22 protein-coding genes are annotated in these 24,761 nt (G+C 43.2%); 10 read left to right on the forward strand and 12 right to left on the reverse strand.

What is annotated here, in order from left to right; genetic code table 11:
- The first annotated feature begins 149 nt into the window (after positions 1-149).
- The 3 genes from MCUP_RS04325 (at position 150) to MCUP_RS04335 (ending at position 4,223) form a co-directional block, all read left to right on the forward strand.
- Positions 150-848 (forward strand): ABC transporter ATP-binding protein, encoded by a 699-nt coding sequence (locus MCUP_RS04325; RefSeq protein WP_048057723.1) that lies wholly within the window; start codon positions 150-152, stop codon positions 846-848.
- A 4-nt stretch (positions 849-852) separates the two neighbouring features.
- Positions 853-2,463, forward strand: a complete 1,611-nt coding sequence (locus tag MCUP_RS04330; protein ID WP_013737460.1) for an ABC transporter permease subunit — start codon at positions 853-855, stop codon at positions 2,461-2,463.
- Positions 2,464-2,648: 185 nt separating this feature from the next.
- Positions 2,649-4,223 (forward strand): acyl-CoA carboxylase subunit beta, encoded by a 1,575-nt coding sequence (locus MCUP_RS04335; RefSeq protein WP_013737461.1) that lies wholly within the window; start codon positions 2,649-2,651, stop codon positions 4,221-4,223.
- Here the strand turns inward: MCUP_RS04335 and MCUP_RS09995 are convergent.
- Together MCUP_RS09995 and hel308 are read right to left on the reverse strand one after the other, a co-directional pair.
- Entirely contained in the window at positions 4,220-4,396 is a 177-nt protein-coding gene (locus MCUP_RS09995) for a hypothetical protein (protein ID WP_013737462.1), read from the reverse strand. The two genes, MCUP_RS04335 and MCUP_RS09995, sit on opposite strands and share 4 nt — an antisense overlap.
- Positions 4,356-6,458, reverse strand: a complete 2,103-nt coding sequence (hel308, locus tag MCUP_RS04340; protein WP_013737463.1) for an ATP-dependent DNA helicase Hel308 — start codon at positions 6,456-6,458, stop codon at positions 4,356-4,358. The genes MCUP_RS09995 and hel308 overlap by 41 nt, the downstream gene beginning before the upstream one ends.
- A 213-nt stretch (positions 6,459-6,671) precedes the next feature.
- Here hel308 and MCUP_RS04345 point away from each other — a divergent pair, with 213 nt between their 5' ends.
- Entirely contained in the window at positions 6,672-8,072 is a 1,401-nt protein-coding gene (locus MCUP_RS04345; protein ID WP_013737464.1) for an APC family permease, read from the forward strand.
- Here MCUP_RS04345 and MCUP_RS04350 read toward each other — a convergent pair.
- Positions 8,069-8,428 (reverse strand): NifB/NifX family molybdenum-iron cluster-binding protein, encoded by a 360-nt coding sequence (locus tag MCUP_RS04350; RefSeq protein ID WP_013737465.1) that lies wholly within the window; start codon positions 8,426-8,428, stop codon positions 8,069-8,071. The genes MCUP_RS04345 and MCUP_RS04350 overlap by 4 nt on opposite strands.
- Positions 8,425-8,874, reverse strand: coding sequence for a PadR family transcriptional regulator (locus MCUP_RS04355; protein ID WP_013737466.1), 450 nt, complete (start codon positions 8,872-8,874; stop codon positions 8,425-8,427). Before MCUP_RS04355 ends, MCUP_RS04350 begins: the two co-directional genes overlap by 4 nt.
- Before the next feature lie 163 nt (positions 8,875-9,037).
- Between MCUP_RS04355 and MCUP_RS04360 the strand changes: the two genes are divergently transcribed.
- The 3 genes from MCUP_RS04360 (at position 9,038) to MCUP_RS04370 (ending at position 16,017) form a co-directional block, all read left to right on the forward strand.
- Complete coding sequence (locus MCUP_RS04360) at positions 9,038-10,198, forward strand: hypothetical protein (protein WP_148230897.1); 1,161 nt, start codon at positions 9,038-9,040, stop codon at positions 10,196-10,198.
- Between the two features lie 78 nt (positions 10,199-10,276).
- On the forward strand, positions 10,277-14,083 hold the full coding sequence (locus MCUP_RS04365) for a S53 family peptidase (RefSeq protein ID WP_013737468.1): 3,807 nt from the start codon (positions 10,277-10,279) through the stop codon (positions 14,081-14,083).
- Positions 14,080-16,017: a peptide-N4-asparagine amidase gene (locus MCUP_RS04370; RefSeq protein ID WP_013737469.1), complete on the forward strand. Its 1,938-nt coding sequence runs from the start codon at positions 14,080-14,082 to the stop codon at positions 16,015-16,017. Before MCUP_RS04365 ends, MCUP_RS04370 begins: the two co-directional genes overlap by 4 nt.
- A 286-nt stretch (positions 16,018-16,303) precedes the next feature.
- On the opposite strand, the gene MCUP_RS04375 is transcribed toward MCUP_RS04370, so the two are convergent.
- The 3 genes from MCUP_RS04375 to MCUP_RS04385 are packed head-to-tail and all read right to left on the reverse strand — an operon-like array spanning position 16,304 to position 17,941.
- Entirely contained in the window at positions 16,304-16,894 is a 591-nt protein-coding gene (locus MCUP_RS04375; RefSeq protein WP_048057725.1) for an endonuclease V, read from the reverse strand.
- Complete coding sequence (locus MCUP_RS04380) at positions 16,890-17,339, reverse strand: protein-tyrosine phosphatase family protein (protein WP_013737471.1); 450 nt, start codon at positions 17,337-17,339, stop codon at positions 16,890-16,892. The genes MCUP_RS04375 and MCUP_RS04380 overlap by 5 nt, the downstream gene beginning before the upstream one ends.
- 35 nt (positions 17,340-17,374) lie before the next feature.
- Complete coding sequence (locus tag MCUP_RS04385; RefSeq protein ID WP_013737472.1) at positions 17,375-17,941, reverse strand: GMP synthase subunit A; 567 nt, start codon at positions 17,939-17,941, stop codon at positions 17,375-17,377.
- A gap of 136 nt (positions 17,942-18,077) precedes the next feature.
- Between MCUP_RS04385 and MCUP_RS04390 the strand changes: the two genes are divergently transcribed.
- The 3 genes from MCUP_RS04390 to MCUP_RS04400 are packed head-to-tail and all read left to right on the forward strand — an operon-like array spanning position 18,078 to position 20,321.
- Complete coding sequence (locus MCUP_RS04390; protein WP_013737473.1) at positions 18,078-19,340, forward strand: phytoene desaturase family protein; 1,263 nt, start codon at positions 18,078-18,080, stop codon at positions 19,338-19,340.
- A 23-nt stretch (positions 19,341-19,363) separates the two neighbouring features.
- Positions 19,364-19,855: a DUF2299 domain-containing protein gene (locus tag MCUP_RS04395; protein ID WP_013737474.1), complete on the forward strand. Its 492-nt coding sequence runs from the start codon at positions 19,364-19,366 to the stop codon at positions 19,853-19,855.
- A 7-nt stretch (positions 19,856-19,862) separates the two neighbouring features.
- Entirely contained in the window at positions 19,863-20,321 is a 459-nt protein-coding gene (locus MCUP_RS04400) for a DUF2299 domain-containing protein (RefSeq protein WP_013737475.1), read from the forward strand.
- Here the strand turns inward: MCUP_RS04400 and MCUP_RS04405 are convergent.
- From MCUP_RS04405 to MCUP_RS04425, 5 genes are all read right to left on the reverse strand, one after another.
- On the reverse strand, positions 20,259-20,987 hold the full coding sequence (locus tag MCUP_RS04405) for a carotenoid biosynthesis protein (protein ID WP_048057465.1): 729 nt from the start codon (positions 20,985-20,987) through the stop codon (positions 20,259-20,261). The two genes, MCUP_RS04400 and MCUP_RS04405, sit on opposite strands and share 63 nt — an antisense overlap.
- A 78-nt stretch (positions 20,988-21,065) precedes the next feature.
- Positions 21,066-22,250: an MFS transporter gene (locus tag MCUP_RS04410; protein ID WP_013737476.1), complete on the reverse strand. Its 1,185-nt coding sequence runs from the start codon at positions 22,248-22,250 to the stop codon at positions 21,066-21,068.
- Positions 22,251-22,272: 22 nt separating this feature from the next.
- On the reverse strand, positions 22,273-23,178 hold the full coding sequence (locus tag MCUP_RS04415; protein WP_013737477.1) for a fumarylacetoacetate hydrolase family protein: 906 nt from the start codon (positions 23,176-23,178) through the stop codon (positions 22,273-22,275).
- 31 nt (positions 23,179-23,209) lie between these two features.
- Entirely contained in the window at positions 23,210-23,551 is a 342-nt protein-coding gene (locus MCUP_RS04420; RefSeq protein ID WP_013737478.1) for a DUF2173 family protein, read from the reverse strand.
- A 477-nt stretch (positions 23,552-24,028) separates the two neighbouring features.
- Positions 24,029-24,724, reverse strand: coding sequence for a DUF6062 family protein (locus MCUP_RS04425; RefSeq protein ID WP_148230900.1), 696 nt, complete (start codon positions 24,722-24,724; stop codon positions 24,029-24,031).
- Between the last annotated feature and the right edge of the window lie 37 nt (positions 24,725-24,761).

Genomic DNA, 24,761 nt, shown 5'->3' on the forward strand with positions numbered 1-24,761 from the left:
AAAATGAACTTTTATGAAATAAGCTTTTAAGAATTAAATTTTACGTTAACAGGGGATGGTCAGATGGAACAATCCTAACGAGTAGCGAAAAGGTCTTGGAGGGCATAAACCTAGGATTCCAGTTCTCTACTTATAAAGTCTTTGAGAAGGTGAATTTGAGCGCAGAGGACTCAAAGCTAACAGCTATAGTAGGTCCGTCAGGAGTAGGCAAGTCCACTCTTTTAAGGATTTTAGGAGGGTTCATAAAACCTAATGAAGGGGAGGTTAGGTTACTTGGTAAAAAGGTAACACGCCCTACCCCACGAATTGCACTAATCCATCAGTCTATAGCTACTTTCCCTTGGTTGACTGCAGTTGAGAACGTAAAGCTTGGGCTAAAGTACAGAAAGTTACCTAAGGATGAGGAGGATAAAATAGCAAGGAAGATGCTAGAGATCGTGGGTCTACAAGGCTTTGAGGAGTTCTATCCTAAGCAAATGAGCGGGGGCATGAGACAGAGGGTCGCCATAGCCAGAGCGTTGGCTGCAGATCCTTATGTGCTATTGATGGACGAGCCATTCGCTCACTTAGACGAGTTGACGGCAGAGGGGCTTAGACAGGAGATATATTCAACCATATTTAACGATGAGACTTCGCTCAAGGCTGCAGTCCTAGTATCTCACAACATGAATGAGGTTATTGAGTTATCCGATAAGGTGTACGTCATCAACGGAAGTCCGGCAACAGTGGTAGGAGAGGTAGTTATAGATATGGAAAGACCGAGAAGTTCCAAAGATCCAAAATTTCAGGAATATTTAGATTTATTATATAAATTGCTTACTCCAGTTAAAAAGAAGGTAAAGGAGTGACACGATGTTTCTTATACTAGCCTTCCTGGCGGTTATAGTTACCATAAGTAGAGTGTTTCTAACTCTAATCCTTTCGATAGTAACAGGATGGTTCTTAGCGTATTTTGCAATTAAGAATAGGATATTTGAAGACATCTTCGTGTCAGTCTCTGAAGTGTTGGAGTCCGTTCCAGTTATCTCCTTCTTTCCCGTAGTTCTGATATTCTTCGCGACTGATATAGGAGGGAGCATAGGTATAGAGCTCGCTGTGATTTTCCTAGTCTTTACTGCAGTAGTTTGGAACATCTGGATGGGAATATACCAAGCGTTCAAGACTGCTCCAGAGAACTTAAGGGAGGTGGCGGAGAACCTCAGGCTAGGGTTTTTGGGTAAGCTATCAAAACTTTACATTCCGTTTTCCGTACCTAGGATAGCTGCCAATCTGATCCCTAGCTTCGCCGACGCTATGTTTTACATAACAGTAAGTGAAGTGTTCAGTGTAGGCAACACGAATTACGCCGTGTTCGGCATAGGATCGCTTATAGCGAACCTAACTGCAAACGCGAAATATACGGAAGCCTTATATGCCTTAGCTGTCCTTGGGGTCTTTGTAGCTCTTATAACGTTCGCTTTGAGAGAGTTCTCTTCATTTGCTGTCCAAAGGTATGGATTAGACACTGAGGTAAGTAACATGAGCGTGAGGAGAGGGAGGTTCAGGATCAGATACTCGGCCAAAATAAGCAATGCCGTAGCTCCAGTAACTAAGTTGGCTAAGTACGTCATAAGGAGTAAACCAGTGTCGTTAGATGAAGAGGAGGACGAAAAGAGGAGATCCTGGAGCAATGTAGGCAAGGTAATAGCTGCGCTATTTTTATTCGGCATTTCGTACTCAATCTTCACTGTAATAGAGACGATACCCAAGTCGACATGGGTCAGCTTAGTCTCCTCTACGCCCTTTGATCTTTATCTAATTGTTACAGACTACGCTAGGGTCGCGTTAATATCGATAACATCGCTTGTTATCGCCATCTTCCTTGGTTACTGGTTATCTCTTCATCACAGGATAGATAGGGTGGCTATTCCCGTGATTCAAACCTTTGCGGCTTTTCCAGCCCCTGCATACTTTCCGTTAGTTTACGGCGCCACTTATACCATGTTGTATAAGATCCTTGGACCATTTACTAACGAGTTCTACGTCTTGTTGCTAGGCTTCATCTCTACGTTCTATTACGTTTTCTACAGCTATTGGATGGGGATAAAGAACATGCCCAGTGAATATTGGGAGGTAATGAACAACCTTAATTTATCATTCTGGCAAAAACTGAAGAAGGTAGTTTTCCCCTCGTCTTTCCCTTACGTAATTACGGGACTTACTAGCACGGTCAACAGCGCCTGGGGAGGGTTGGCCATAGGCGAATATTGGCCTGATATCTACGACGGAAGGACACTTCAGGTTCATGAAGGATTGATGAAGGAGTTAGCCCTAGCCGATAGTCAAGGAAATCTAGCTCTGATAGGTTGGCTTTCCATACTGTTTGCGATAGTGGTCGTGATATACTCAATTCTATTCACGAGGAAACTTCTCGATCTCTCAAGAGAGAAGTACGTAGCTGAGGAAGGAATTTACGCGGCCTAACTTAGATAGAGATAATATCCTTGTGCCTCCATCTGATTACACCAGTGATGAGGAATCCGGGATCCGATCTGTGAGGGCCTTACGCGAACGCTGAGGTATAATTATAATAAAACTATAGCTAGACTATTCCTAATATTTAAACAGTAAAAATTTAAGAAAGAGTCACCAATTATACCTGATTGTACATGACTGCAACTTTTGAAAAGCAGGATATGTCAAAACTGATTGAGGAGTTGAGGAACCTCAAAGCAAAGGCGTATAAGGGAGGAGGGGAAGAGAGGATTCAATTCCAGCATAACAAGGGTAAGCTGACCGCAAGGGAGAGGCTTAACCTCCTCTTTGATGAGGGAACGTTCAACGAAGTTTTGACATTCGCCACAACAAAAGCTACTGAGTTTAACTTGGATAAGAACAGAGTTTACGGCGACGGCGTAGTAACCGGGTGGGGTCAAGTTGAGGGAAGGACCGTCTTCGCCTTTGCTCAAGATTTCACCTCCATTGGGGGAACGTTGGGCGAGACTCACGCCTCGAAGATAGCTAAGGTTTACGAGCTAGCCCTAAAGACAGGAGCCCCGGTAATTGGTATAAACGACTCAGGAGGAGCTAGGATTCAAGAGGGAGCCGTTGCGCTAGAAGGGTACGGCACGGTCTTTAAAGCCAACGTTATGGCGTCAGGGGTTATCCCGCAGATAACCATTATGGCCGGACCGGCAGCAGGAGGTGCTGTCTACTCGCCAGCTTTAACCGATTTCATTATCATGATTAAGGGAGAAGCTTATTACATGTTCGTTACGGGGCCAGAGATCACCAAGGTGGTTCTAGGTGAGGAAGTCTCTTTCCAAGATTTAGGCGGGGCAGTGATTCACGCTACTAAGTCCGGAGTAGTCCACTTCGTAGCCGAGAACGAACAGGATTCGATTAATATTGCGAAGAGGCTCCTCTCGTACTTACCATCAAATAACATGGAGGAACCGCCCTTCGTAGACACAGGAGATCCTATGGATAGGGAGATGAAAGATGTGGAGACTATCGTACCCACAGACACAGTTAAGCCCTTCGATATTAGAGAAGTGATCTATAGGACTGTGGATAACGGCGAGTTCATGGAAGTTCAGAAGCATTGGGCTCAGAACATGGTAGTTGGTTTCGCCAGGATGGCCGGTAACGTCGTGGGTATCGTAGCTAACAACTCCGCTCATTTGGGGGCTGCCATAGATATAGACGCTTCAGATAAGGCTGCTAGGTTCATAAGGTTCTGCGATGCGTTTAACATTCCACTCGTAAGCCTCGTCGACACACCTGGATATATGCCAGGTACTGATCAGGAGTATAAGGGTATAATCAGGCATGGAGCGAAGATGCTGTACGCCTTCTCTGAAGCAACCGTGCCCAAAGTCACTGTAGTGGTCAGAAGATCTTACGGGGGAGCTCACATAGCTATGAGTATAAAGAGTCTAGGGGCAGACTTAATTTACGCCTGGCCATCAGCTGAGATAGCAGTTACAGGTCCTGAAGGGGCGGTGAGGATATTATATAGGAGGGAAATACAAAACAGTAAATCGCCTGACGATTTCATAAAGGAGAGGATAGCCGAGTATAAGAAGCTATTCGCTAACCCGTATTGGGCGGCCGAGAAAGGGTTAATAGATGACGTGATAGAACCTAAAGATACTAGGAAGGTGATAGTCTCCGCGTTGAGGATGTTAAAGAACAAGAGAGAGTTCAGATATCCTAAGAAACATGGAAATATTCCACTTTAAGGTCTTCTTTTCTTAACTCTTAATGTTTTGTTTCCAATCTCAGTCTTCTGTGCTAAAGACGTTAGTATTAGATCTAATTTCCTGATCGTATCCTCATCAGCTTCAAACGTTATTTCCTGCCCCTCTCCAGCCCTAAAGAACTCCTCCAACAACTCTTGCAGCTTCTTTGACAACCTTCTCACCTAACTTCTCTCCTAGAATAGATTTAACTTTCTCTTGATTCATTAGCAGGTCCTCAGGCTTAGTTAGACCGTTCTGATAAAGTAACCTGCCCCTCTTTCTGCCTATTCCTGGCACTCTAATCAAGTCGAGTAGCTCCTCTTTTACTCCATCGTAAACTCTTCTATTCAACTTATGCAGTATTTCTGCATGAGACTCCAGTTTTAGAGCCTTAGCGACCTGATAACCAGAGTAGGTGAGCCAATCCATGGTCTCAACGATCGATCTCAAATCTCCTGAACCAATGTTATATTTACTGAGTATTGTATCCTCTTCAGTCTCTTCAACCCAGTCGTGTACAATCAATGCGATCTTCAATGCCGAGAGGTACTCATACAGTTCGTCCTCATCGTCTGGCTCCTCCATAAAGGTTGGGCAAGGAGAGACGTAAACTAGATCATCCTCCTCTTGCTTACTTACGTTAGCTATAGGTCCGTCCGGAGTCATAGCTAACATATGCAAATAAGGTATGTCACAATCCTCTGATTGTGATGAGGTTAAGACGTCCTTGATGATCTTTGCTGAAAATGGATTAATATAAATATCTGCTACTCGTCTACCAAAAACTGTTAGTTTGTAATCATTAGTCAAAAATTCGTTTTCCTTTAGCCAGCTGAAGCCTTGCTCTAAGTAAGACTCCGTTACATTCCTATCAAGGAAAGCCTCATAAACCAAGTTCCTAACTCTCTCCTCAGACGAGCCTTTCTCTGCAAACAATCCCAAAAGGAAGGAATAGAAGGCAGATTCGTTGCCCAACTTTGACTCTAAAGGTTCAGGAGGAGAGAAGATGTATTTTCTAGCAATTCTCTCCGCCTCCCTTCTGTTCCTAACTACGATGACTGCCTCCCCTTCGCTGTCATAACCGGGTCTTCCCGCTCTCCCACTCATCTGTTTATACTCCATTACAGATATTTCCTCCTGAAACCCTAGAATCCTCCTGTTAAACCTGTGGATGTCTCCTATAATTACAGATCTGGCCGGCAAATTTACGCCAGCGGCTAAGGTAGGAGTCGCGGTTATCACTTTTATTATCCTTTTTCTAAATCCCTCTTCAATTAAGTCCCTTAGTCCCTTGGATAGACCTGCGTGATGAAACGCTACACCCTTCTTGATAAGTTCCAGCAACGTGTTCTTCTCTTCAGAGCCCGCATCTTCAACCTCCTCAAGCCTTGAAGCCAAAGAGTCCACCTCTCCTCTCCGTAGTTTTAAGTTGAGGCTGGCAACCTTCTTGGCAGTCGTCTCTGCCATCTTTCTAGAGCTTCGAAATATTAGGACCTGTCCCCCTTCTTCAACAACTTTCTCAGTGTAAGAGAGAATCCCATCACTCCCCTTGAGAGTTAATGTAGTCCCATCAGAGAAAGATAAGGTTATTTTCCTATCGTTTATAAGTATCCCTTCTCTCAACGGAACCGGTCTCCAGTTAGTGTTCACTAGCTCCGCATTCAACCATTTAGCTATGGCTTCGCCGTTACTCACCGTGGCGCTGAGAGCCAATATCTTCCTCCTCTTAGCTCTCACAGCAACGCTTTCAACTATTGGTCCCCTCTTACCGTCATTCATATAGTGAAGCTCGTCAAGTACGAAGTAGTCAGTTTCTAACAACCACTCTGGACCATGCCTCCAAAGGGAGTCCAACTTCTCGTAAGTAGTAACCACTAAGTCGTATTTACTCAGGAAGGCGTCCTCGGCGTCGTAGTCTCCAGACGTAACGCCAACCTTAATACCTAAGGTCTCCCAGTCGCCAAACGTTGAATACTTTTCTGCTGTGAGAGCTCGTAAAGGAGTGACGTAAACTGCTCTTTTGCCTCCTTTCAATAAGTGAGATATCATGCCTAGCTCCGCAATAAGTGTCTTCCCAGATCCAGTAGGCGAGGTAAGCAACATCCTTTTACCTTCTAGTAGACCTTTCTCTATCGCCTCGGACTGTACAGGGTTCAGGCTCACGATCCCTCTATTCCTTAGCACTTGGATAACTTTCCCATCAAGCGGTAGATCGTCAACGCTAACGATTTTCATTATAATCCACATCATGTCATTCTCGGTTAAAACCTTAAGTCACAGTAACTCCACTAGTTAGGATCTAACAAAAATGAAAATATTAACATATGAACTTTTTCTCAATATTCTTAGGTACTTTATGGTCTATTTTCATTAAATTTAATAACTAATCATAGATTTTTTCCAAAAGTTCAGAAAGATTTAATAACTAAATGAATAGCGGTCTTTTAGATGAACAGAGACTCTTATGAACACCACGGTGAGCCTAAGAGAGTGATAGGAGTCACGGACCTAATTTTCATATCCCTTGGGGGGCAATCGCCATTCCTTAGCGTGTTGACGTACGGGGTGGAGGCGTATTTACTTGTTGGTCGTGGGGCGGCTCTGGCGATTATCCTTGGTACAGTGTTAGTTTTACTTAACGGGATGGTTGTTTACATACTATCTAGAAAATTTACTAAAACAGGAGGGTATTTTACTTACGCTTATTACACCTTAACTAAGAGGCTAGGATTTGAGACAGGTTGGCTATACTTGCTTTACTCCTCTATGTACGGCTCGGCATACGTGTTAGGCGCTTCGTACATTCTCTCTACAATACTTCATATTTCTGCAGTTATAATTGCTGTTGTAATACTTTTAATATCAAGCATATTTGCCCTACTAGGGATCAAGCCTACTGCTAAGTACGCTATCATCGCGAGTCTTATAGAAATAGGCATGATGACGGCTTTAGCTATACTATTCATGTACTCGACCAGGTTTTATATCTACAACCCTATACCCTCAAACATTAGCGTGACGACGTTTGCTTTAGCTATTCTTTTCGGCTCATCAATTCCAACAGGTTACGGATCTATAACTCCCCTTTCAGGTGAAGTTAAGAACCCAGAGAGGAACGTTCCTAAGGCAATAATCACCGTGATACTTATAGGAGGCTTGTTATCTGCTTTTGACATCTATGGGATCACCGATCACGTAATATACTTTAATTTGACTGCAAATCAACTGAATTTAATTCAGTTAATTGAGGATAGATTCGGAATAATTACGTTAGCGTTTGTGCTTTTTGCTGCGGCGAACGACGGGATCTTAGCTACGTTAAGCTTTATGACAGCGACATCCAGAACTATGTTCGCCATGTCAAGGGGAGGATTTTTACCTGAGCTTTTGGGGAAGCTAGAGTCAGTTAGAGGCCCCTTTAATTCAGTGCTAGTTACCATCGTTACTTATGCAATGATAGTTGTAGGAGGCATTTTGATAGCAGGGTTTAACGCGTTTTTAGCGTTCACGATAGCGGGTCTGGTATCATTGTTAGCTAACATTTTCGTTCACCTAGCGTCAGATTTTTCATTATTAAAGCTATCAATAATCAAAATAAGGAAAAGGTTAAGCTGGTTTCTGCTATCGTTGTTCGCAATAGCCTTCTCAAGCTACGAGTTACTTCAGTCCATAAGAACGTCTCCCCCAGTAATAGTTTACTTCTTTATGGGAACCATAATTTTAGGTTTCCTAGCGGCTGAAGTTATAGAGATGAGTAAAGAGACTGAAGATATGGAAGAGGACAGGAACGATAGGTCAATGAAGAGGAGACTTCGTTCAGAAGACGAAAAACAGGAGAAGGCCACTTAATGATGCCCATGACGGCTTTCATGTGTAGGTTGATGGGTCTCTAGAAGAGCCCCTTTCATGAATTTCTCTAAGGCATCCTCCACCCTTTCACCTGGCGCTAGCAATATCTTGGCTTTCCCCTCTAAGAATCTCACTCCTGGAGGTCCTATCTCCGCGACAATGAACGCAGTGGCTCCCTTTTCGAGTGCTGACTTTAGCATGTGAATTCCCCTAGCAAATGAAGCCTTCAGTGCAGGGTTATCATATTCTTCAACTAGGGCTGGACCGTTACCACTAACCTCATATATTCTAACTTTCTCACCCTCTCCCGGTCCATCAACGTACCCGTTAGTAACTGGAACCGCCACTTTGGTCATGATACCACGTTATTTAGTTTCTCAATCAGTCTTTTAATTCTATCTTTCATCTGGTCGATCTTGGAAGGATCATTCCTTTTCACATCCTCTATGTATTCCACATAGGACTCCATCTCCTCAATTACCTCTTCGGGCGAGGAAGGAGTTGAGAGTCTCACATCTAAACCTGACATCATCGACATCCTTTGTTTAATAATCTCAATTTCCTCTTTTCCTGTGGCCGTCAATTCATATCTACCGTCCTCTCTCTTTTTGATGTATCCCTCTTGAGACATTTTGGCCAACATAGGATAGAGAGAACCAGGAGAAGGTCTCCACATACCTTTAGTTACGTTTTCCATCTCTTTCATGATTTCGATTCCGTTCTTCGGAGATTCGCTCAAGGTGAAAAGTATTATGAACCTCAACCCTCTTCTGTGTTTACCGTGTCCGAAACCGTGAAACATGTATATCTAAATATCGATATCGATTTATAGATATAAAGCTTTTCGGTCTATTTAAAGAAAAACAAAGGGGAACTTCGCTAACGTAATCTAGCTAAGCCTCTTAGTTTCTCAAGTTCTAAACTGTTTTGACAATGTTTTTAAACGTACGGAAGTTATGATGAGTATGAATAAAGTTATAGTAATAGGCATAATTGCAATAGCTGTCATCTTAATATCTTTACTAGGCTTTATGAGCTTGAACGTAAATCGTAGCAGCAATGTTCAGTACGCGAGGGTAAACTTGCAAACGGCGCCAAGCAGTCAGGTCCTATTATCACCTGTCCAAGTTCAAGCTTCTACAGGATTATCCTCCTATGTCGTGGGTTCATGGATAGAAGTTAGCAACCTTTCAGGTTTGTTCCCAACTCAATCGGCCACGTCAAATCAACCTCAGTTGAGTTTATTTTTTAATAATTTATCAAAGATTGTAGGTATAACATACGCCGAAGTGTTAATCCATAACAGTACTTCTACGGCTACGTTGCTCGTATCTAAGATATCTTCTCAGAACGTAACAAACGATTTTAGGAGACTTGCCTTGGTTTTAGTTGCAGGTTACAACTTTAACGTTAACAAATCTGGTAACTTTGAGTACGTTTACGGAAACATATCTAATACGGGCCTAGCCTTAGGTTACGACGGTAAATATTTTGTGGCTAGTGTAGTTACAGGGTCAAATAACCTTGACCAGTCTGCCCTATCCTTATTGCTTAATCAATATCAGACCGCAGTTAGTTCCCAACTTCCATTAGTTCAACCGCCATCTATATTCCAGGCTGTCAGTAACATGAAACAGGTTCTTTGGGCTTACGTTAACTTCACGGCGCTTAGAAGCGTTAACATATCAGCTTATTCAACTCATCTTAATTACAATAATTTCGCAAACATGAATGGTTTAAACGCGGGTCTTATGAGGGAGTATAACAACACGAGGATTTTAATGAACGTAAGCACTGGATACTTAACGTTGTACGCAAACGACTCCTCTCTTTTGCTCATCGAGGTCACTCAATACAACACGCAGTCCCAAGCTATGAATCAATATAACTCAACTCTAAGGTTCTACCAGAGCTTACATAATCTCACAGGTCAGAACTACGTTGTTTCTCAGGGAGTTGAGAACAACGCACCTTACTTCATCGTCAATCCCAACCCGTTCAATAACAACACTCTGATCCTTGTTGCAAATTCAGGATCCTACTTAATATCCGAGACAAACTACGCTAAGGTAGCGAGTCAATCCCTGCTGTTGAACTACCTACAAGGCCTATTAAGTCAACTATAATTTTTTATATTGTGTGTGATCATCAGACTATTTGATATTATTATAAGGTTTATTATACACTATAGCTTATAAATACATATGAAGTACAGTATAATTTTGCTATTAGTTATTATTTTTTCTTTATTCGTAACTGTGCACGAGGTCTCTTACGCATCGTATTACGGCCCCGAGTTTCAGGGTCGATTTCAAGGAGAGCTGCCTTCAGGTAGCGAGGTGTGCATCTCTGTATTTATTCCGCCAAAAAATATGAATTATTTATATTTGATAGTACAAGAAATATATAATCATCAGATGAGGCCCTTAAACAGATCAGAATTAGTCTCTCTTTTCGGTAACCTAGAGCTTGAGAGACAAGTAGTTAATTTCCTCTCAGGGAGAGGGTTCACGATAGTTTACAAAAGTCCTTTTTCCGTTATGGCTCTTAGTAACGCTTCACTTGTGGAGAACGTATTTCAAACGTCTCTTTCTTTGTACAAGACGAACGATATGGTTTATTATCGTCCTAGTTCAGCACCAATCATTCCGCAACAATTGCAGAACACCATGATCATGGGGTTGACAAACTACACGTTGATAAGACCGGATCTCCAGGTCCTAGGTAACTTAACTTCAAATGGCATAATGTCTTCAGGAAATTATTACGGATTTCAATTCTCAGCTAACTACTATACCGGTAAGGAAATTCAACAGGCTTACAACGTTACTCCAGGTGGTAAAAACGTAACGGTGGCCGTAGTGGACGCGTACGGTGATCCGGAGTTGGTACAGGACCTGCAAGCGTTTGACAAGCTGAATGACCTCCCTCCAGTAAACTTAACTGTCCTACCTATAGGTCCTTATCATCCTATATACGGTTTTCTCACAGGGTGGGACACTGAAACTGCGTTAGACGTGGAGACTGTACATAGCATGGCACCTTACGCTCACGTGCTAGCCGTTGTTACCTCGAATGCTGGTTCAGCGCTATATGAGGGCATCGATTTGATCGTCTCACAGGATTTAGCTAACGTTGTGTCAATGAGTTGGGGCTTGCCGGAGAACGTGATAGGTTCATCAGGGTTCTACGCATATTATCTAGGAAGTACTCCGAACTATCCTTACCTTGACTATTACTTTGCACTAGGTAGCGCTGAGGGCATATCCTTTTTCGCTTCCTCAGGCGATAATGGAGCCTTCGGAGGAACTTTGAGTAGCTATGGAGGGGTTAACTTTCCAGCCTCTTCTCCCTTTGTAACTGCGGTTGGAGGAACGTCTCTCTACCTTAACGTTAAGGCCGGGTCTTTGCAAACGAAGAACGCGTCAGTCAGTTATGGCTACGAAACTGCATGGGGCGTACTGCCCCAGTACTTTGAGCCGGGGATTACAAGCGTTTCTTCGGGTGGAGGAGAAAGTACGTTATTCCCAGCCCCTTGGTATCAAATGAAGTACCTCAATGCGACATACAGGGAGGTCCCAGACGTAAGCGCTGACGCAAATCCCTACACGGGGATGGTTATAGTGTCTGAAGGAGCTCAAGAAGTCATAGGTGGGACAAGTCTCGCTTCGCCGATCTGGGCAGGAGTTACAGCTGATCTAGACTCTCAGCTTAACGAATCTTTAGGTCTGATAAACCCCATACTGTATTGGATATACTCTAATAAGTCGTTGTACTCTGAGGCTTTCCATCAAATAGAATTGGGCTTTAACGGAGTGTATTCAGCTAAGACCGGATACAATATGGTTACAGGATTAGGGTCACCAAATTATCCAGGACTGTTAATGGCAGTGAAGCAATATCTCTCACAAAAGGAGCTGACGATATCGGTTACCACAACATCTCCAAACACAACCTATCCTTGGTATAGTTACGGATCGTCAGTTAATGTCGTGGCGTACATAACTACGCAAAAAGGTGACGTAGTTAAGGAAGGTAACTTCAACGCTTATGTTTATACTCTTGAAGGTTTCCTTGAGGAAATTCCTCTAAAGTTTAACGGCACGTATTGGACTGGAGAGTTTGAAATATTACGAGGTCAGCCGAGTAACGTTTGGTCTATTATAGTTAATGGAACTTCTAATAATCTAACCGGAGTCGCGCAAGTTGATATCGATGTGGGCAACTCACTGGTCATAATTCAACCCACTCCATTCCCATACAACTCGCCTTTACCTATAAATGAACCCATACCCATTTCAGTTCAGGTCTCATCGCCTAACGGGACTCCATTAGTCAATGAGAGCGTATTCGCATACTTGATTAAGGACAATAAGGTCCTCTTGAACGTCACTTTACTTCCGTCTAGCACAGGACTTTACAGCGGGCAATTCACTATATTGCCTAACATGCCTCAAGGAACCTACTTGCTGGAGATCAACTCTACGGAGGGATCAGTTTACACTTACCTATACGTAGGAAGCGCAGTTTATGGAACGGTATATCCTCCCATAAACGACGGATTTCCAGGCGTAGCTAATGGCGAGAACGTCTCTTTATTTGCGGAGGTTATTGACACCTTTGGTTTGGGCCTGTTTTCGTCTAACGTGACAGCTTACATCTATCAAGGTGACAAACTAGTGGCCCAAGTTCCAATGGTTTCAGCTCCTGACGTTGTGCAGTATGGCGTCTTCAACCTCTTCGGGCTTAAGGAAGCCAACTTCACCATACCTTTCAACTTCACTCCGGGTTTATATAAGGTAGTCTTTCATTCGGTGACCAACACCTCAGTAGGCCTGGAGTTCGGTAATTTCACAACGTGGTTTTACGTCTCTCCATCCCTAGAGGCAGTTATACAGAGCCTACCACAGCTATATCAAGGGGAGAACGTTCCGATCAAGGTGAAGATATCGTATAGTAACGGTACACCAGTAACGCAGGGGGAGTTCTCTCTGACGTTAATTCCCGCTGGAACCGCCTATCAGTCCTTAATAGAGGAGAGCGAATACGAGATTCCCCTGCAGTACAACTCGACACTTGGACTCTGGGTAGGTAACTATACGGTGCCGTTTTACCTTGGAAACGAACAGTTCAGAGGAAGTCAACCAGGAACGATCGCAGGACCTTGGCAGGGCATAGTTGTAGGGACATCTCCTTTGGGTAATCCTGCCTTCGCATCAACTAACTTGCAAGTTGGAATCCAAACGTACGTAGGCGACTTAACTGTGAGCGAGAAGGAAATTCCACAATCCGCTGTTGAGAATAACGGGATCTACTCTCTGTATCAGGTTTACGCACCGAATATAACTATTAAGGGAGTGAACGTTAGCATATACGATTCAGTATTAGGCAATTTAACTGCAATAGACTCAACAATATTCGTCTCTTCGTCCTCTATGTCGAGAATAAACTCCATTAACTCAACTTTAGTCATTGTAGGCTCCACTATAAGGGGCTCTACCATAGCTCTTCAGTCTTATAACTCTAACGTGAGCTTGATTAACTCCGTGGTCAATTCAACGGAGTACGGCTTCAACGCCTCAGGAGGACTGATATCTATTAAAGGGACCTCAGTTTTGTCCCCAGAGCTGTCAACTCTATCGCAAGCGATATCTAAACCCGAGTTGAATCCCAACATATACTCTAGCTACCAACTGATAAACGTGACGATCAGTCCATACATACCTCCAGTTTCATTGTACCTTAACGGCCAACCTCAGAGCTTTACGTTTAATGAGGTTAACAAATCCCTAGTGCTCCACATACCTTTTAACGCTTCCTCTCTGCCCTCTGGAACCTATACCTACAATTTAGTTTTGAGAAACGGATTGGAGTATAACGTTTCGTTCCAAGTCAATAACTACTACCCGGAGGCGGTGTTGCATAGTCAGATCACGGACTTGGAAATAGTGGTTGTAGTCCTCTTCATCATCTTAGTCATAGCAATAATATTTATGAGGGTGAGAAAATGAAGTCTTGGCTCCTGATAGTTATCCTAATTTTAGGACTTTTCCCTATGATGTGGTCAGGACTGCTATCTAACGGACTAACTCAGGCCAATCGAGATACTACCTTCACGCTATTTAACGTGACCGCAATGAACGGTTTGGATCCCAAATACTACTCCTTCGAGGCTCTCTCCTACATACCACCAAACGTAACGCCAATAACTATCATTGTAGCCAAAAACTTGGAGTTTAATAACACTGCTTGGAAGCCATATTACCTTAAAGTTAAGATACCAGATCAGTCCTACTCTTTCATCCTAATGAACGTATCTGTAAAGGAGGAGAACGGGACGCAATATGACAGACCCCTTTACGTGTTTGTAAATGGGATACCGGTTTTCTGGGGTTCAACTCAGGAGATTCTTAACTCCTCGGCCTCTGTAGATTTAACCGAGTTTGAGAACCTGTTAAAGGGAAACGTTACGTTTGAGCCTGTGTTAGTGAACTTCTATGACGCTAAAGTTAACATAACTGGAGTGTATCTGGTTAACATAACGCTCTCTCTCTATCCCGGAAATGAGCCTTCTGGCCTTCCCAACGTCTTCATTCCACTGTTTGTAAACGGGTCTTTTGACTACAATTACTCTTACGTAATCCTTAACCCTCAGGTAGACAGTTTCACCTCTCATGTGAACTTACCTAATGGTACTTACAGGGTTCTGGCCCAGATTTTCGAGGAGGGGGGAGGCTTGGACGAGTTCTGGTACGCAAACGAACCAGCAACTAGAGATATACTCTTGTATTACAACGGTCTCCTGGCATCAGTCATCCCACCCTACGAGACCGTATATACGGGTGGGATAGATCTGTTCTGGTGGAAGCCCATGCCTAGCATAAACACTTTGGTCTTTCACACACCTTATCAGGCAGACTTGACTCCTTTCCTAGCCCTGGGAGATAGAGCCAACTTAACCGTTTCCGTCAGTAACCTTAATACGGCCTTACAGATAAATCACAGTCCCTCTTTCGACTGGGACTTATCTGGATTTCTAATGCTTTGGGTTAACAAATCCGACCCGTTGCTTAGCGGGAACCTTACGATGGCGTACTCTAGGTTCTTAGACTCATCTCCGATATTTGAAGCAGGGTTTTCGGGCGTTCATTATCAAGAGGGAGGAAGTTACCTGCTTAAGTACTCTTCAACGCTTCAATATCAAAACGGAGAGGTGACAAGTACGGTGGTTCAAGAGGGGAACTTCTACTCATCTCAGTCTTTCAATAACATATATGAGTTCGCATATCTAGATGAAAAATTCAATGAGTTAGCTATAGAAAGCGGATTGTACTCCTCGTACTTAGACTTAAGTGGAAACTTCCCCGTCACTTTACAAATCTCCTCCTTCTCCTCTCCTATAACTCCCACTGACGTCATACCCTACAATTTGTCCTATTCGCAGAACGGATCGATTAACCTTGGGGTTCGCTACACTTACGTTTCTTCATTTAACGGACATATCTTAAATCAAAGCTTGAATGAAACGCTCACCTCCGTGGGAGGTTTCTCAGGTATCATCGAGGTCATAAATAGTTACGGAGGTGCTGTGTTAGTCAAGTTAACCTCTAACAATGCGCTGACGCAAAAACAACTTAATTTCTCCTATCAGACCTCCGGTCAGCAAGGCTTTGAAGAGCGATTCCTAGCCACGTCAGGGCAGAACAGCTCTGTTAATTTGACTGGATACTACCTGAAAATCGAAAGGATATTTACGGTCCTATCTCCTCTGACGTCATCTGCTCCTACTGGAACTCATCAGTTGGTATATCGTCAAGGTACTCAGGTGGAATTTCCTCACCACCTTCGTTATCTTCCTCAGAGACCTCACTCTTCCCCCTCTTGGATTGATAACTCTTTCTACTTTTTTCTTCAATTTGAATGTACTCTTTCGCTGACTCGTTAAGCACATAGTCTAATCTCTGAAACAATAGGGCAGCCTCAGCTGTGCTGAGCTGAAACCCAACTCTGTTTTTCCCGTCATCTATAACTAAAAGAAGTTTACCCTCCTGTGGGAAACCTTTCTCGTTAACGACTGGGGAATCCACTAGGAGCTCAAGAGTCTTAGGTTTTCCCTCCTTCGTGAACCTCGGTATCCTTAGAACTCGCTTCATAAATAAGAATTAATATTGACGGGACTTTAATCCTTTTGGGATGAGAACTTGCCCGACGGATTGATGAAGACGAGGGTTTTACTGATTAACTCCTTTCTTATACTTCTTTGACAACTTGTCTGCTTCCCTTAAAACAGACGGATACCCTCCCTCACTTAAGTTCAAAACGTCCTGAAGCGTCACGAGATTCCCAGGGCTGTAGTAATATTTCCCTACCTTAACTCCTAGTTTCTCTCCTTTATCAACTATGTAGGTAATACCTCCCTCAACCACCTCCTCCCCAATCAATCTAGACTTAGCAACTCCTATAGTAGGTTTGTTTAAGAGAACACCTATCACCGTCGCAATTCCACTCCTCCTAGGATGAGCTATTCCGTGACCGTCCACTAAAAGCAGGTCATAATCTAAGTTCTCCAAGGCCTTAATCATGATAGGTGCCTCCCTCATGAAGAGTAGACCTGGAACGTAAGGGAAGGAAACCTTTCCAATCACCACGTTCTCCCTCCTCTCTCTACCGTTGCAAACGGCTGCTGCAACTCCAATCTCACCTTGATAGGCCACATCTACCCCGCACATCTCGTTTACCTTCTCTACCTTTTCGAACTTTACTTCCTTTGAGATTAAGTTTTGAACAAGGTAGAGGAATTTAACTAGGTAGTCTTGCTCAATCTTCAATTTTCCTCAGCTCATATAGGAAAATTAGTTGTTGCATGGTAGCTATAGCCCCGGATTGGTACCTTCTTACCTCATCTACAGCCTGATCTGGACTTAGCCCTTCGTTCATAATTAGATAGGCGGCCAAGACTGTGCCCGTCCTTCCCTTACCAGCTACGCAGTGAACGACGTTCGTCCCATCCTTTAACCAGTTCATGATCTTGTCTAGATCGCCCATCGATGGAGGTTGTCCGTCCGGAATGGGTACATGGAGGAAATTCAGTCCCTCATTTTTAAGTTGTTGAAAGTAATAGTTCGAATCCCCCCAAGTTTCCTCTATCTCCCAATCCTCAGCTAAAATCAAGACCTTCTCTACACCTTTCCTTTTCCAGTCACGTATCTCCTCCAGATGAGAGGGTAAGTGAGATCCGCCTAACCTGTTCCTCCTCACCCAATACATGAGATAGACCTCTCAGTTGATCCGCTGTTCTTCATTCACCTCTTACATACCTCTAAGAAGTTTTTAAATACTAGCAATCCTTGTTGAGTGTGTTTAACTTCTGGGTGAAACTGTACAGTGAAAATCGTGTTGTCTTTGTTTACCATTGACTGAATCTTAGTGGTCTCACTACTGGCTAAAACTCTGAATCCCAAGGGCGGAGCCTTCACCTCATCGTTGTGACTTTCCCAAGCGTTAAAGACGGAAGGCATATCTTTTAAAATAGTATCGTGATCGTGGATCGTTACTTTAACTAGCCCAAACTCAGGATTGCTAGCCTTGTCAACCACCCCTCCCAGAGCGTAGGCTATAAGTTGATGACCTAAGCAAATTCCTAGCTTCGGAGAGCTTAGTTCTCTAACGTAATTAACTGAGTTACCTATGGAGTTTATTTCCTCCTTAACCGACTGTGGACCTCCACTAAAAATAAGGCAATCGTAGGCGTTTAGCTTCTCTACGGGAAGGGAGGGATCCACAACCTCTATATCTACTCCTAAGTATTTCACGTTCTTAAGTATGAGGTGATTGTACTGCCCTCCGAAGTATATAAGTCCTACTTTCATTACCTAACATAAAAATCAATTACTTTAAAAATGCTTTAGTTCGTTGGCATTTCCCGAGGTACGACTCTGGTTAAGAGGCCTAATTTCTATAAAGATTATCCAAAAACGATTTTATAGATACCTCGGAATTGAGCGAATGAAGGCTCTGGTTATTGGAGCTGGACATAACGGATTGATCGCGTCCTATTACCTTAGGAAATTGGGTTTAGAAGTTCAGGTTTTAGAGGCTAGAGACAAGGTAGGAGGTATGACGGAAAGCTTGACAGTGAATCACGCTGTAATTAGCAGGGCTTCCTATGTGCTCGGTCTAATGCCCGAAGAGCTCATAAACGAATTCCACATCCCAGTAATCTATACGGAGAAAATCCAAACTATTCAGTACGATGATAAGTTGATACCCTTTTATAGGGATCGGGAGAAGAGACTAAAGACTCTGAGTTCATTCTTTCCAAAATACGAGGAATTCGAAGATAAGGTCCAGAAGATGAAGAAAATAATGAAGAAGTTCAGTTTCGTTTCGTCCCCACCATCAAAGGAGAGCATAATGAACGAGGCAAGATCCCTAGGGGTTCCAGAGATCTTAGAGTTAAACTCCATCAAGTTCTTATCTGAATACTTTCCTCAAGAGGTTCACAGATATTTCATTTACCCCTCCATGGAGGAAGCACCGTCGTACATGGTGGCTTACTTCTTTAACGAATGGTCTTTCGTTGAGGGAGGTATGGGGAGCGTAGCCTCAAAGATAGCTGAGAGAGCTCAATCTCTAGGAGTGAGGATAAAAACGAGCACCAAAGTGGATGAGATCTTGGTCAGAGACGATAAGGTAAAGGGAGTCAGGATAGGTAATAGCGTTGTTGAGGCAGATATTGTGGTTTCCGCTATCAGTCCCATAAGTACTCTCTCTATGGTAGATCAGTTCAAATCCATAAGGCTAGATTCGGGTGGAGGGGGATGGGTAAAATATAACGTGGTGTTTAAGGAGACGCCCAAGGTTGATGAGCAGATAAGGCCTTACCTAGATGGCATTTTAGATCTGGAGGTGGGAGAGATAGTGATGCCCTCAATAGTGGACAAAACCAGAGGAAAGTCCGTACTGGAGTTTATGGGTAACAGAGAGGAAGTGCTCTCACTGTTTAATGGAAAGATAGAGTATGAGGAGAAGTTAAACGCTGATTTTGCAACAAAATACTACTTCTTACCTGGAGGAAACCTTAACCATCTACCAATGAGATGTCCCTATCTCTTCGACGGTAGACCAGTCAAGGGATGGGGATACAGAACTCCTATAAAAGGGCTTTACCTAACTGGAGCAGGAACTTATCCTGGAGGTCAGGTGACTGGACTCCCTGGCTACAACGTTGCGCTTGCGGTGAAGGAGGACCTTAGACAGGGTTTATAAGCTCTTGATCGTTTCATCTTAACATGAATGATAGTGAAAAGGTTCTAGACGATAAGCTGAGGGGGTGGCTAGGTGACTTAGGATTGAAGGTATGGACCCCTGCGGGAGCTAAAGAACATCTTCATCTCAGTTCGACCCCACAACAGGGCGGTCCTGTCATAGATGTGATCAGGCCAACCAATTTGACACCTTTTTACATTGTTGGAATGGGGATCGGTATTCATCAATCTCATCAGGACTCGCTTAGGAAGATGAGCACCTCAGAACGCAAATCGTTCATAAACGAAATAAAGTATTTCCTTCTGGAGATGGAGTTGGACGTGGCCTTCTTTCCTCTTAACCAAGAGATCCCACAAGTCATAAACGTGAGCAAGATAGTTATGATGAACGGACTTAAGGCGAATAAGTTTTTAGAAGCGTATTACGCTGTAAAAAATGGTGGCGCTTACGTCTTGATGAGGTTCGCTGAAAGCTTCGGGAATCAAGCGGAAAAGGTGGACACCAAGTACGGGTGAAATCGCTTTGGATCCACTAGAAGTCTTTAAGTCGTTGGGGTTTAACGTTAAGGAGGTTCCTCAGGCAAAGGAGTACATTCACGTGACGATTTCCCCGCAACAGGGCGGTCCTCAGCTAGAGCTGGTGAAACCTCAGCGGGACTCAAAGTTCTTTATTTTAGGAATGGTTATAGGTGTTCATGAGTTCCACCAGGAGCAGCTTAGATCAATGGTAGCCGAAGATAGGAGAGAATTCCTAGCCAAATTGAGATATCAACTCCTCAAGATGAAGGTGGACGTTGGCACCTCTCCCCCAGAGAAGGAGATCCCCCAAATCGTGTTCGTGAGCAGGATTCTTTATGACGAGGAGCTGACAGAAAACGATGTGTTGAACGCTATGTATAAGGTGAGGAACGCAGGTATGCTAACTATCTTTATGTTCGCTGATAGGTTTGGAGTTCCTCAACCTACCAACAAGTACATGTAACGATAACAGGAGTAGAGAGGACAATACGATCGGAGCGATTAAGGCTAGGATCAAACCAGTGAAGTAGTCTTGGAGAGCTAAGTTCAACACCAGTCCGTAAACGAAAATCGCAGCCTTAGGATCAAATTGAAAGCTCTTCTCTTTACACGTCAGGTGGAAAGACAGATAGATCAACATAGAAACAACGTACCAAGAAACGAAGTTGTAAATTGGTACCCCAAAGTAAGGTCCTGGATGTATCCAGTGCCAATCGAACTTTGAGAACAGCGGATCTATTGCGAGATCTATTATAACCATGAACAACGGGGAGATCAGATAGTTCCTGGTTGGAACGTATGAAAAGTAACCCAGTGTGGACCACAAGAAGGGGATCAGTATCGGTACGTTAAACACTTCAAAGCCTAGGTATGGTGTATAATAATATCGTCCGAACAATAGCCCCGTGTTCACACCTATTATCTCGGCTATGAGGCCTATGGAGAAACTGACCAGGAAAAAGTTAATGGCCCTCTTGCCAAGTGTTAAATAGGAGTGAAAGAAGTAGAGGGCTATTAGGGCGATGACGGGGACGCCATTACCGAAGCCTGGTAGGTTGGTAAGAGAGGGAAGGGTAGCGAGGAAAAGGTAGAGCAAGTAAGAGTAACTAACTATCCATATTTTCTCCATACGTTATTTAAATGGGTTTAATATGAAATAACTTTAATTCGGGACAAACGTATTACATGGTCGTGTTGAAAGACGGACTCATCTCAATTCTGATTTAGCTTCCCTTTTCACTTTACCCTTTTCCTTAAGGAGCGCGTAATAGAGGACTCCACCTATCAATTGTGCCACACCCCCTATCTCCAACGGTAGGATGAGGCTCTCCTCCAATAAGTATCCTCCAAGTCCAGAGCTCATTTGAGAGATACGTGTGGCGACACCCTGTAAACTTGACGCGGTTCCAAAATCATCACCCGATACACCTCTCACGTTCACCGCTGTCCTGTTGGGCATGCCTAATCCAGCGTTTAATCCTCTGGCTACGTAAAGGGCACCAGCTAATGCAGAAACAGGTGAGAAAGCCATGGCTATTAGGAAAGCTCCGTTCAGTGCTCTAGTCACCGAGGCCATTCTCAAAGGCTCTTTACTAATCCTAGTGGCTACGTAAGAACCTAGGGAGGTTGCAATTGATGACAGTGTGAAGATTATGCCGATAGTTGAAGACGTCATCCCAAACCTCAGATGGAACCACAAAGGAAGTAGAGGTATTGCCAAACCTATTCCTACACCTGAAAGGACATTGGACGCAATCACCCTAGAAATGTAACCTAAACTGGACCTCTTCATGAACCTGGTGGTCTTCTTCTCCTTACCTTTCTCTTCAACCATTAAAACACAAAATATAGAGATAAACAGTAAAATAGACGCGACCCCAAAAAGGAACCTAAAGTTGTTTAAACTGCCGAACGGCAAATAGTCATGAAACGATAACAAAATTCCACCACCTGATCCGGCCAGAGCGGCCACAGAAGTTAGCCTGCCTAACCTGGAAATCCTTTCTTGCTCATCTCTATAATTCCTGGCAATCAGCGCGGTCAAGCCAGGAGAGAAGGCACCTCTCGCTCCTCCAGCCGTCCCTCCTAAACCTGTGACTATCATAGCCGGTATCACAACTAGAAGGTTGCGGGTGGATATCAATAATATTATAGCTAGCGCTGGTATCAAATCCCCTAGAATCAATCCCTTCTTGTAACCTACTCTATCTCCTAGCATGCCTAAACTTAGGGAGAACCCAGCTATGTAAGCTGTGATTCCCAGGTAAACTAGGCCTATCAATAGAGGGGAGAGGCCTAGAGCTGATAAATAGAGTGAGCTTGAGATTGTGACGAACATGATGCCAACGCTTCTTGTCGCTCTCGAAAGGAGAAGCCAAGAAAAAGAGTCCAAAGGTCTAAACACCAATTTAGCTTTACTCTTGTTCCACTTTATTTCTTAGCGTACCTATACCTTCAACGTGGGCCTCTACCACATCTCCTGCCTTCAAGTATTTGTTCTTTGCAAATCCCACACCTGGAGGGGTACCCGTGGAAATTATGTCTCCAGGGGAGAGAGTGATACCCATAGACGCCCAGCTTACCAGCTCCTGTACACTAAACACCAAATCCTTGGTGTTACCCTCCTGTTCCTTTTCGCCGTTCACCTTTAACCACATGGATAAGGAGCTAGGATCTCTGATTTCATCCTTAGTGACTATGATTGGGCCAACGGGGGTCGTTCTATCCATTGCCTTCCCCCAGACCCAGTTCTGCCCATAAGGGTTGAGCACTTTAGGCCAACCCTCAGGGAATTGCCAATCTCTTACTGAGACGTCATTGAACACTGTGAACCCAAATACGCAGTTCATAGCCTGATCCGGCCTAACGTATTTACAACTCTTCCCTATAATAACTCCCAGCTCCACTTCCCAATCTAGCTTTTCCGTCACCCTAGGTTTCACGATAGGTTTCTCGTTACCAATCAAGGACGAAGGGAACTTAGTGAAGAAGTAGGGCTTAGCAGGTGGAGGAGTTCCAGCCTCCTGTCCATGCGCTTTATAATTCACAGCAGGACATAGTACCTTATCCGGGTTAGTTACTGGAGGAAGCCAATCCACTTCAGTGAGCTCGGCCTCTTTGGGCCAACTAGTTTGGATCTCGCTCACGATGTTTAGGGCAGGTACTCCTAGGCTAATCAACTTCTTCATGTCGGTCAAGAAATCAGGTGCGCTATCAGTTCCGTACTTTAGTCTATAGCCCTCATACAGGTCAAGTCTTTTAGAATCCTTCTCTATTCCAACCCTCTCTTTACCTTGCTTAATGAAACTAAAAATCCTCATAAATGATAGTCCATAAAAAGCAAAAAAAGTCTTACTTAGCTACTTCCATTAAAGTCTTGAATATCTCGTTGAAGTCTGCCTTATTCATTTCTACGAAAACTCCATACGTACCCATGACGCACACTGCGTAATCGCCCGCTGCTACCGCCCATCCGTGGAATGGCGTCCATTTCATTCCCGTTAGCTTTGTGAATCCGTTGGCTTGCATAGTCCCCATCATGGTGTTCGCCGCACACATCATAGCGACCATCTCGGCTATGTCCTTTGGCAAATTTCCCTTGTGTTCCACTAACTTACCATCCATTGTGAACTTACCTGCCGCTACGGCTCCCTTTAGTTTCATTAACCTTTCGAGCTTTTCTCCTTCGGACATGTTTATCTAATTTATAATGTTGAAATCAAATATATAAGATTTATGATTAAATATTTTTAATTATGAAAGAAACACGAATAAAAACAGTCCATAATAAACGAGAGTCCTTTAGCTATAATTTACTTTAACATGGTTTAATCTAGTACGTTTAAACCGTAAGATTTTAATATTTCAAGACTTACAGAATTTAGTATTTTTCTTCTATCTGAGCTATTTCTATAGGGGCACAAGTAAAGTTACAATAGGTTGACACGACAAAGCTAATTAAGAGGGAATGAGTCTCGGTGAAGGTCTTGTTGCACCCCTTAGACGTTTTAGTCCAAACGATCATCCCTTACTCACCAGTTATATTATTACGAAAACATGAGACTTTAAAGATTAATTAAAAACGAAGTTTAGTGGCAGAACAATATAAAACAATTTAATAAGAGTTAATCGAAAATTATTGTTAACTATTAATTTAGATTTATCTTTATATTATTTTAAACTGAACTTTCTTCTCTTTTCTGGAATAATTGTATTAAAACTTAACGAGGTTTTATACCCTTTAAGTGCCTCAATCGTTAAGTCGATAGCGCTCTCCTCGTCCTCCGTTATAGGGTCTTCATTTCTGTAGTCATGTTTATCTATGTAACTCTTTAGCTTTTTATGTAAAGAGTTAAGTTTATCTTTTTGGATCTTCAAAAACTCCTTCCTTAATTTAAAATTAGGCGAATTGATGAGCGAGTTGAAGTGTTTAACACAGAAAATACCCTCGCTTTTCTCGTAATCTTGCAAACCTCTTTGATTAATACAATTAGAGAAAATCTCAATATAATACTTTTCAAATCCCCTTACGTTCTCACAAATGAAGCACTTCGTTTCGTCACCTTCAATCACTTTATCGATCTTATCGACGTATGCCTTTAATACAGATTCGTATATCATTGACGCCCCTAACTTCTCCCCGGTCTCTTTGGCTATGTCTAGTAGCAACCAAGCGTGATACGGACAGAGGCCTTGACTGTTTATAAATTTTATCCTGACCGAGTACTCAAGGGTTAACTCATACAAGATGTCCTTTATTGTTTTACGTTCTAAATCGTTTATCATTCTACACAGCGGGCATCCACGAAACTTCAATCCGTCAAAGTAGGGAATAGATGAGAGACCTTCACAAGTCATTGTTATCATTAATGATTTAGAATTGAAATAATAAAAAATGATCTTA

It is taken from the genome of Metallosphaera cuprina Ar-4 (assembly GCF_000204925.1).
In the GTDB taxonomy this organism is placed as follows: Archaea; Thermoproteota; Thermoprotei_A; order Sulfolobales; family Sulfolobaceae; genus Metallosphaera; species Metallosphaera cuprina.

Bases quoted from the DNA above. Each gene is read 5' to 3' on its own strand.
- MCUP_RS04380 (WP_013737471.1), bottom strand. From the start codon at position 17,339: ATGTATTGGGTGAGGAGGAACAGGTTAGGCGGATCTCACTTACCCTCT.
- MCUP_RS04405 (WP_048057465.1), bottom strand. From the start codon at position 20,987: ATGGAGAAAATATGGATAGTTAGTTACTCTTACTTGCTCTACCTTTTC.
- MCUP_RS04355 (WP_013737466.1), bottom strand. From the start codon at position 8,874: ATGTTTCACGGTTTCGGACACGGTAAACACAGAAGAGGGTTGAGGTTC.
- MCUP_RS04385 (WP_013737472.1), bottom strand. From the start codon at position 17,941: ATGAAAGTAGGACTTATATACTTCGGAGGGCAGTACAATCACCTCATA.
- MCUP_RS04365 (WP_013737468.1), top strand. From the start codon at position 10,277: ATGAAGTACAGTATAATTTTGCTATTAGTTATTATTTTTTCTTTATTC.
- MCUP_RS04370 (WP_013737469.1), top strand. From the start codon at position 14,080: ATGAAGTCTTGGCTCCTGATAGTTATCCTAATTTTAGGACTTTTCCCT.
- hel308 (WP_013737463.1), bottom strand. From the start codon at position 6,458: ATGAAAATCGTTAGCGTTGACGATCTACCGCTTGATGGGAAAGTTATC.
- MCUP_RS04330 (WP_013737460.1), top strand. From the start codon at position 853: ATGTTTCTTATACTAGCCTTCCTGGCGGTTATAGTTACCATAAGTAGA.
- MCUP_RS04415 (WP_013737477.1), bottom strand. From the start codon at position 23,178: ATGAGGATTTTTAGTTTCATTAAGCAAGGTAAAGAGAGGGTTGGAATA.
- MCUP_RS04335 (WP_013737461.1), top strand. From the start codon at position 2,649: ATGACTGCAACTTTTGAAAAGCAGGATATGTCAAAACTGATTGAGGAG.
- MCUP_RS04420 (WP_013737478.1), bottom strand. From the start codon at position 23,551: ATGTCCGAAGGAGAAAAGCTCGAAAGGTTAATGAAACTAAAGGGAGCC.
- MCUP_RS04425 (WP_148230900.1), bottom strand. From the start codon at position 24,724: ATGATAACAATGACTTGTGAAGGTCTCTCATCTATTCCCTACTTTGAC.
- MCUP_RS04360 (WP_148230897.1), top strand. From the start codon at position 9,038: ATGAATAAAGTTATAGTAATAGGCATAATTGCAATAGCTGTCATCTTA.
- MCUP_RS04350 (WP_013737465.1), bottom strand. From the start codon at position 8,428: ATGACCAAAGTGGCGGTTCCAGTTACTAACGGGTACGTTGATGGACCG.
- MCUP_RS04395 (WP_013737474.1), top strand. From the start codon at position 19,364: ATGAATGATAGTGAAAAGGTTCTAGACGATAAGCTGAGGGGGTGGCTA.
- MCUP_RS04345 (WP_013737464.1), top strand. From the start codon at position 6,672: ATGAACAGAGACTCTTATGAACACCACGGTGAGCCTAAGAGAGTGATA.
- MCUP_RS04390 (WP_013737473.1), top strand. From the start codon at position 18,078: ATGAAGGCTCTGGTTATTGGAGCTGGACATAACGGATTGATCGCGTCC.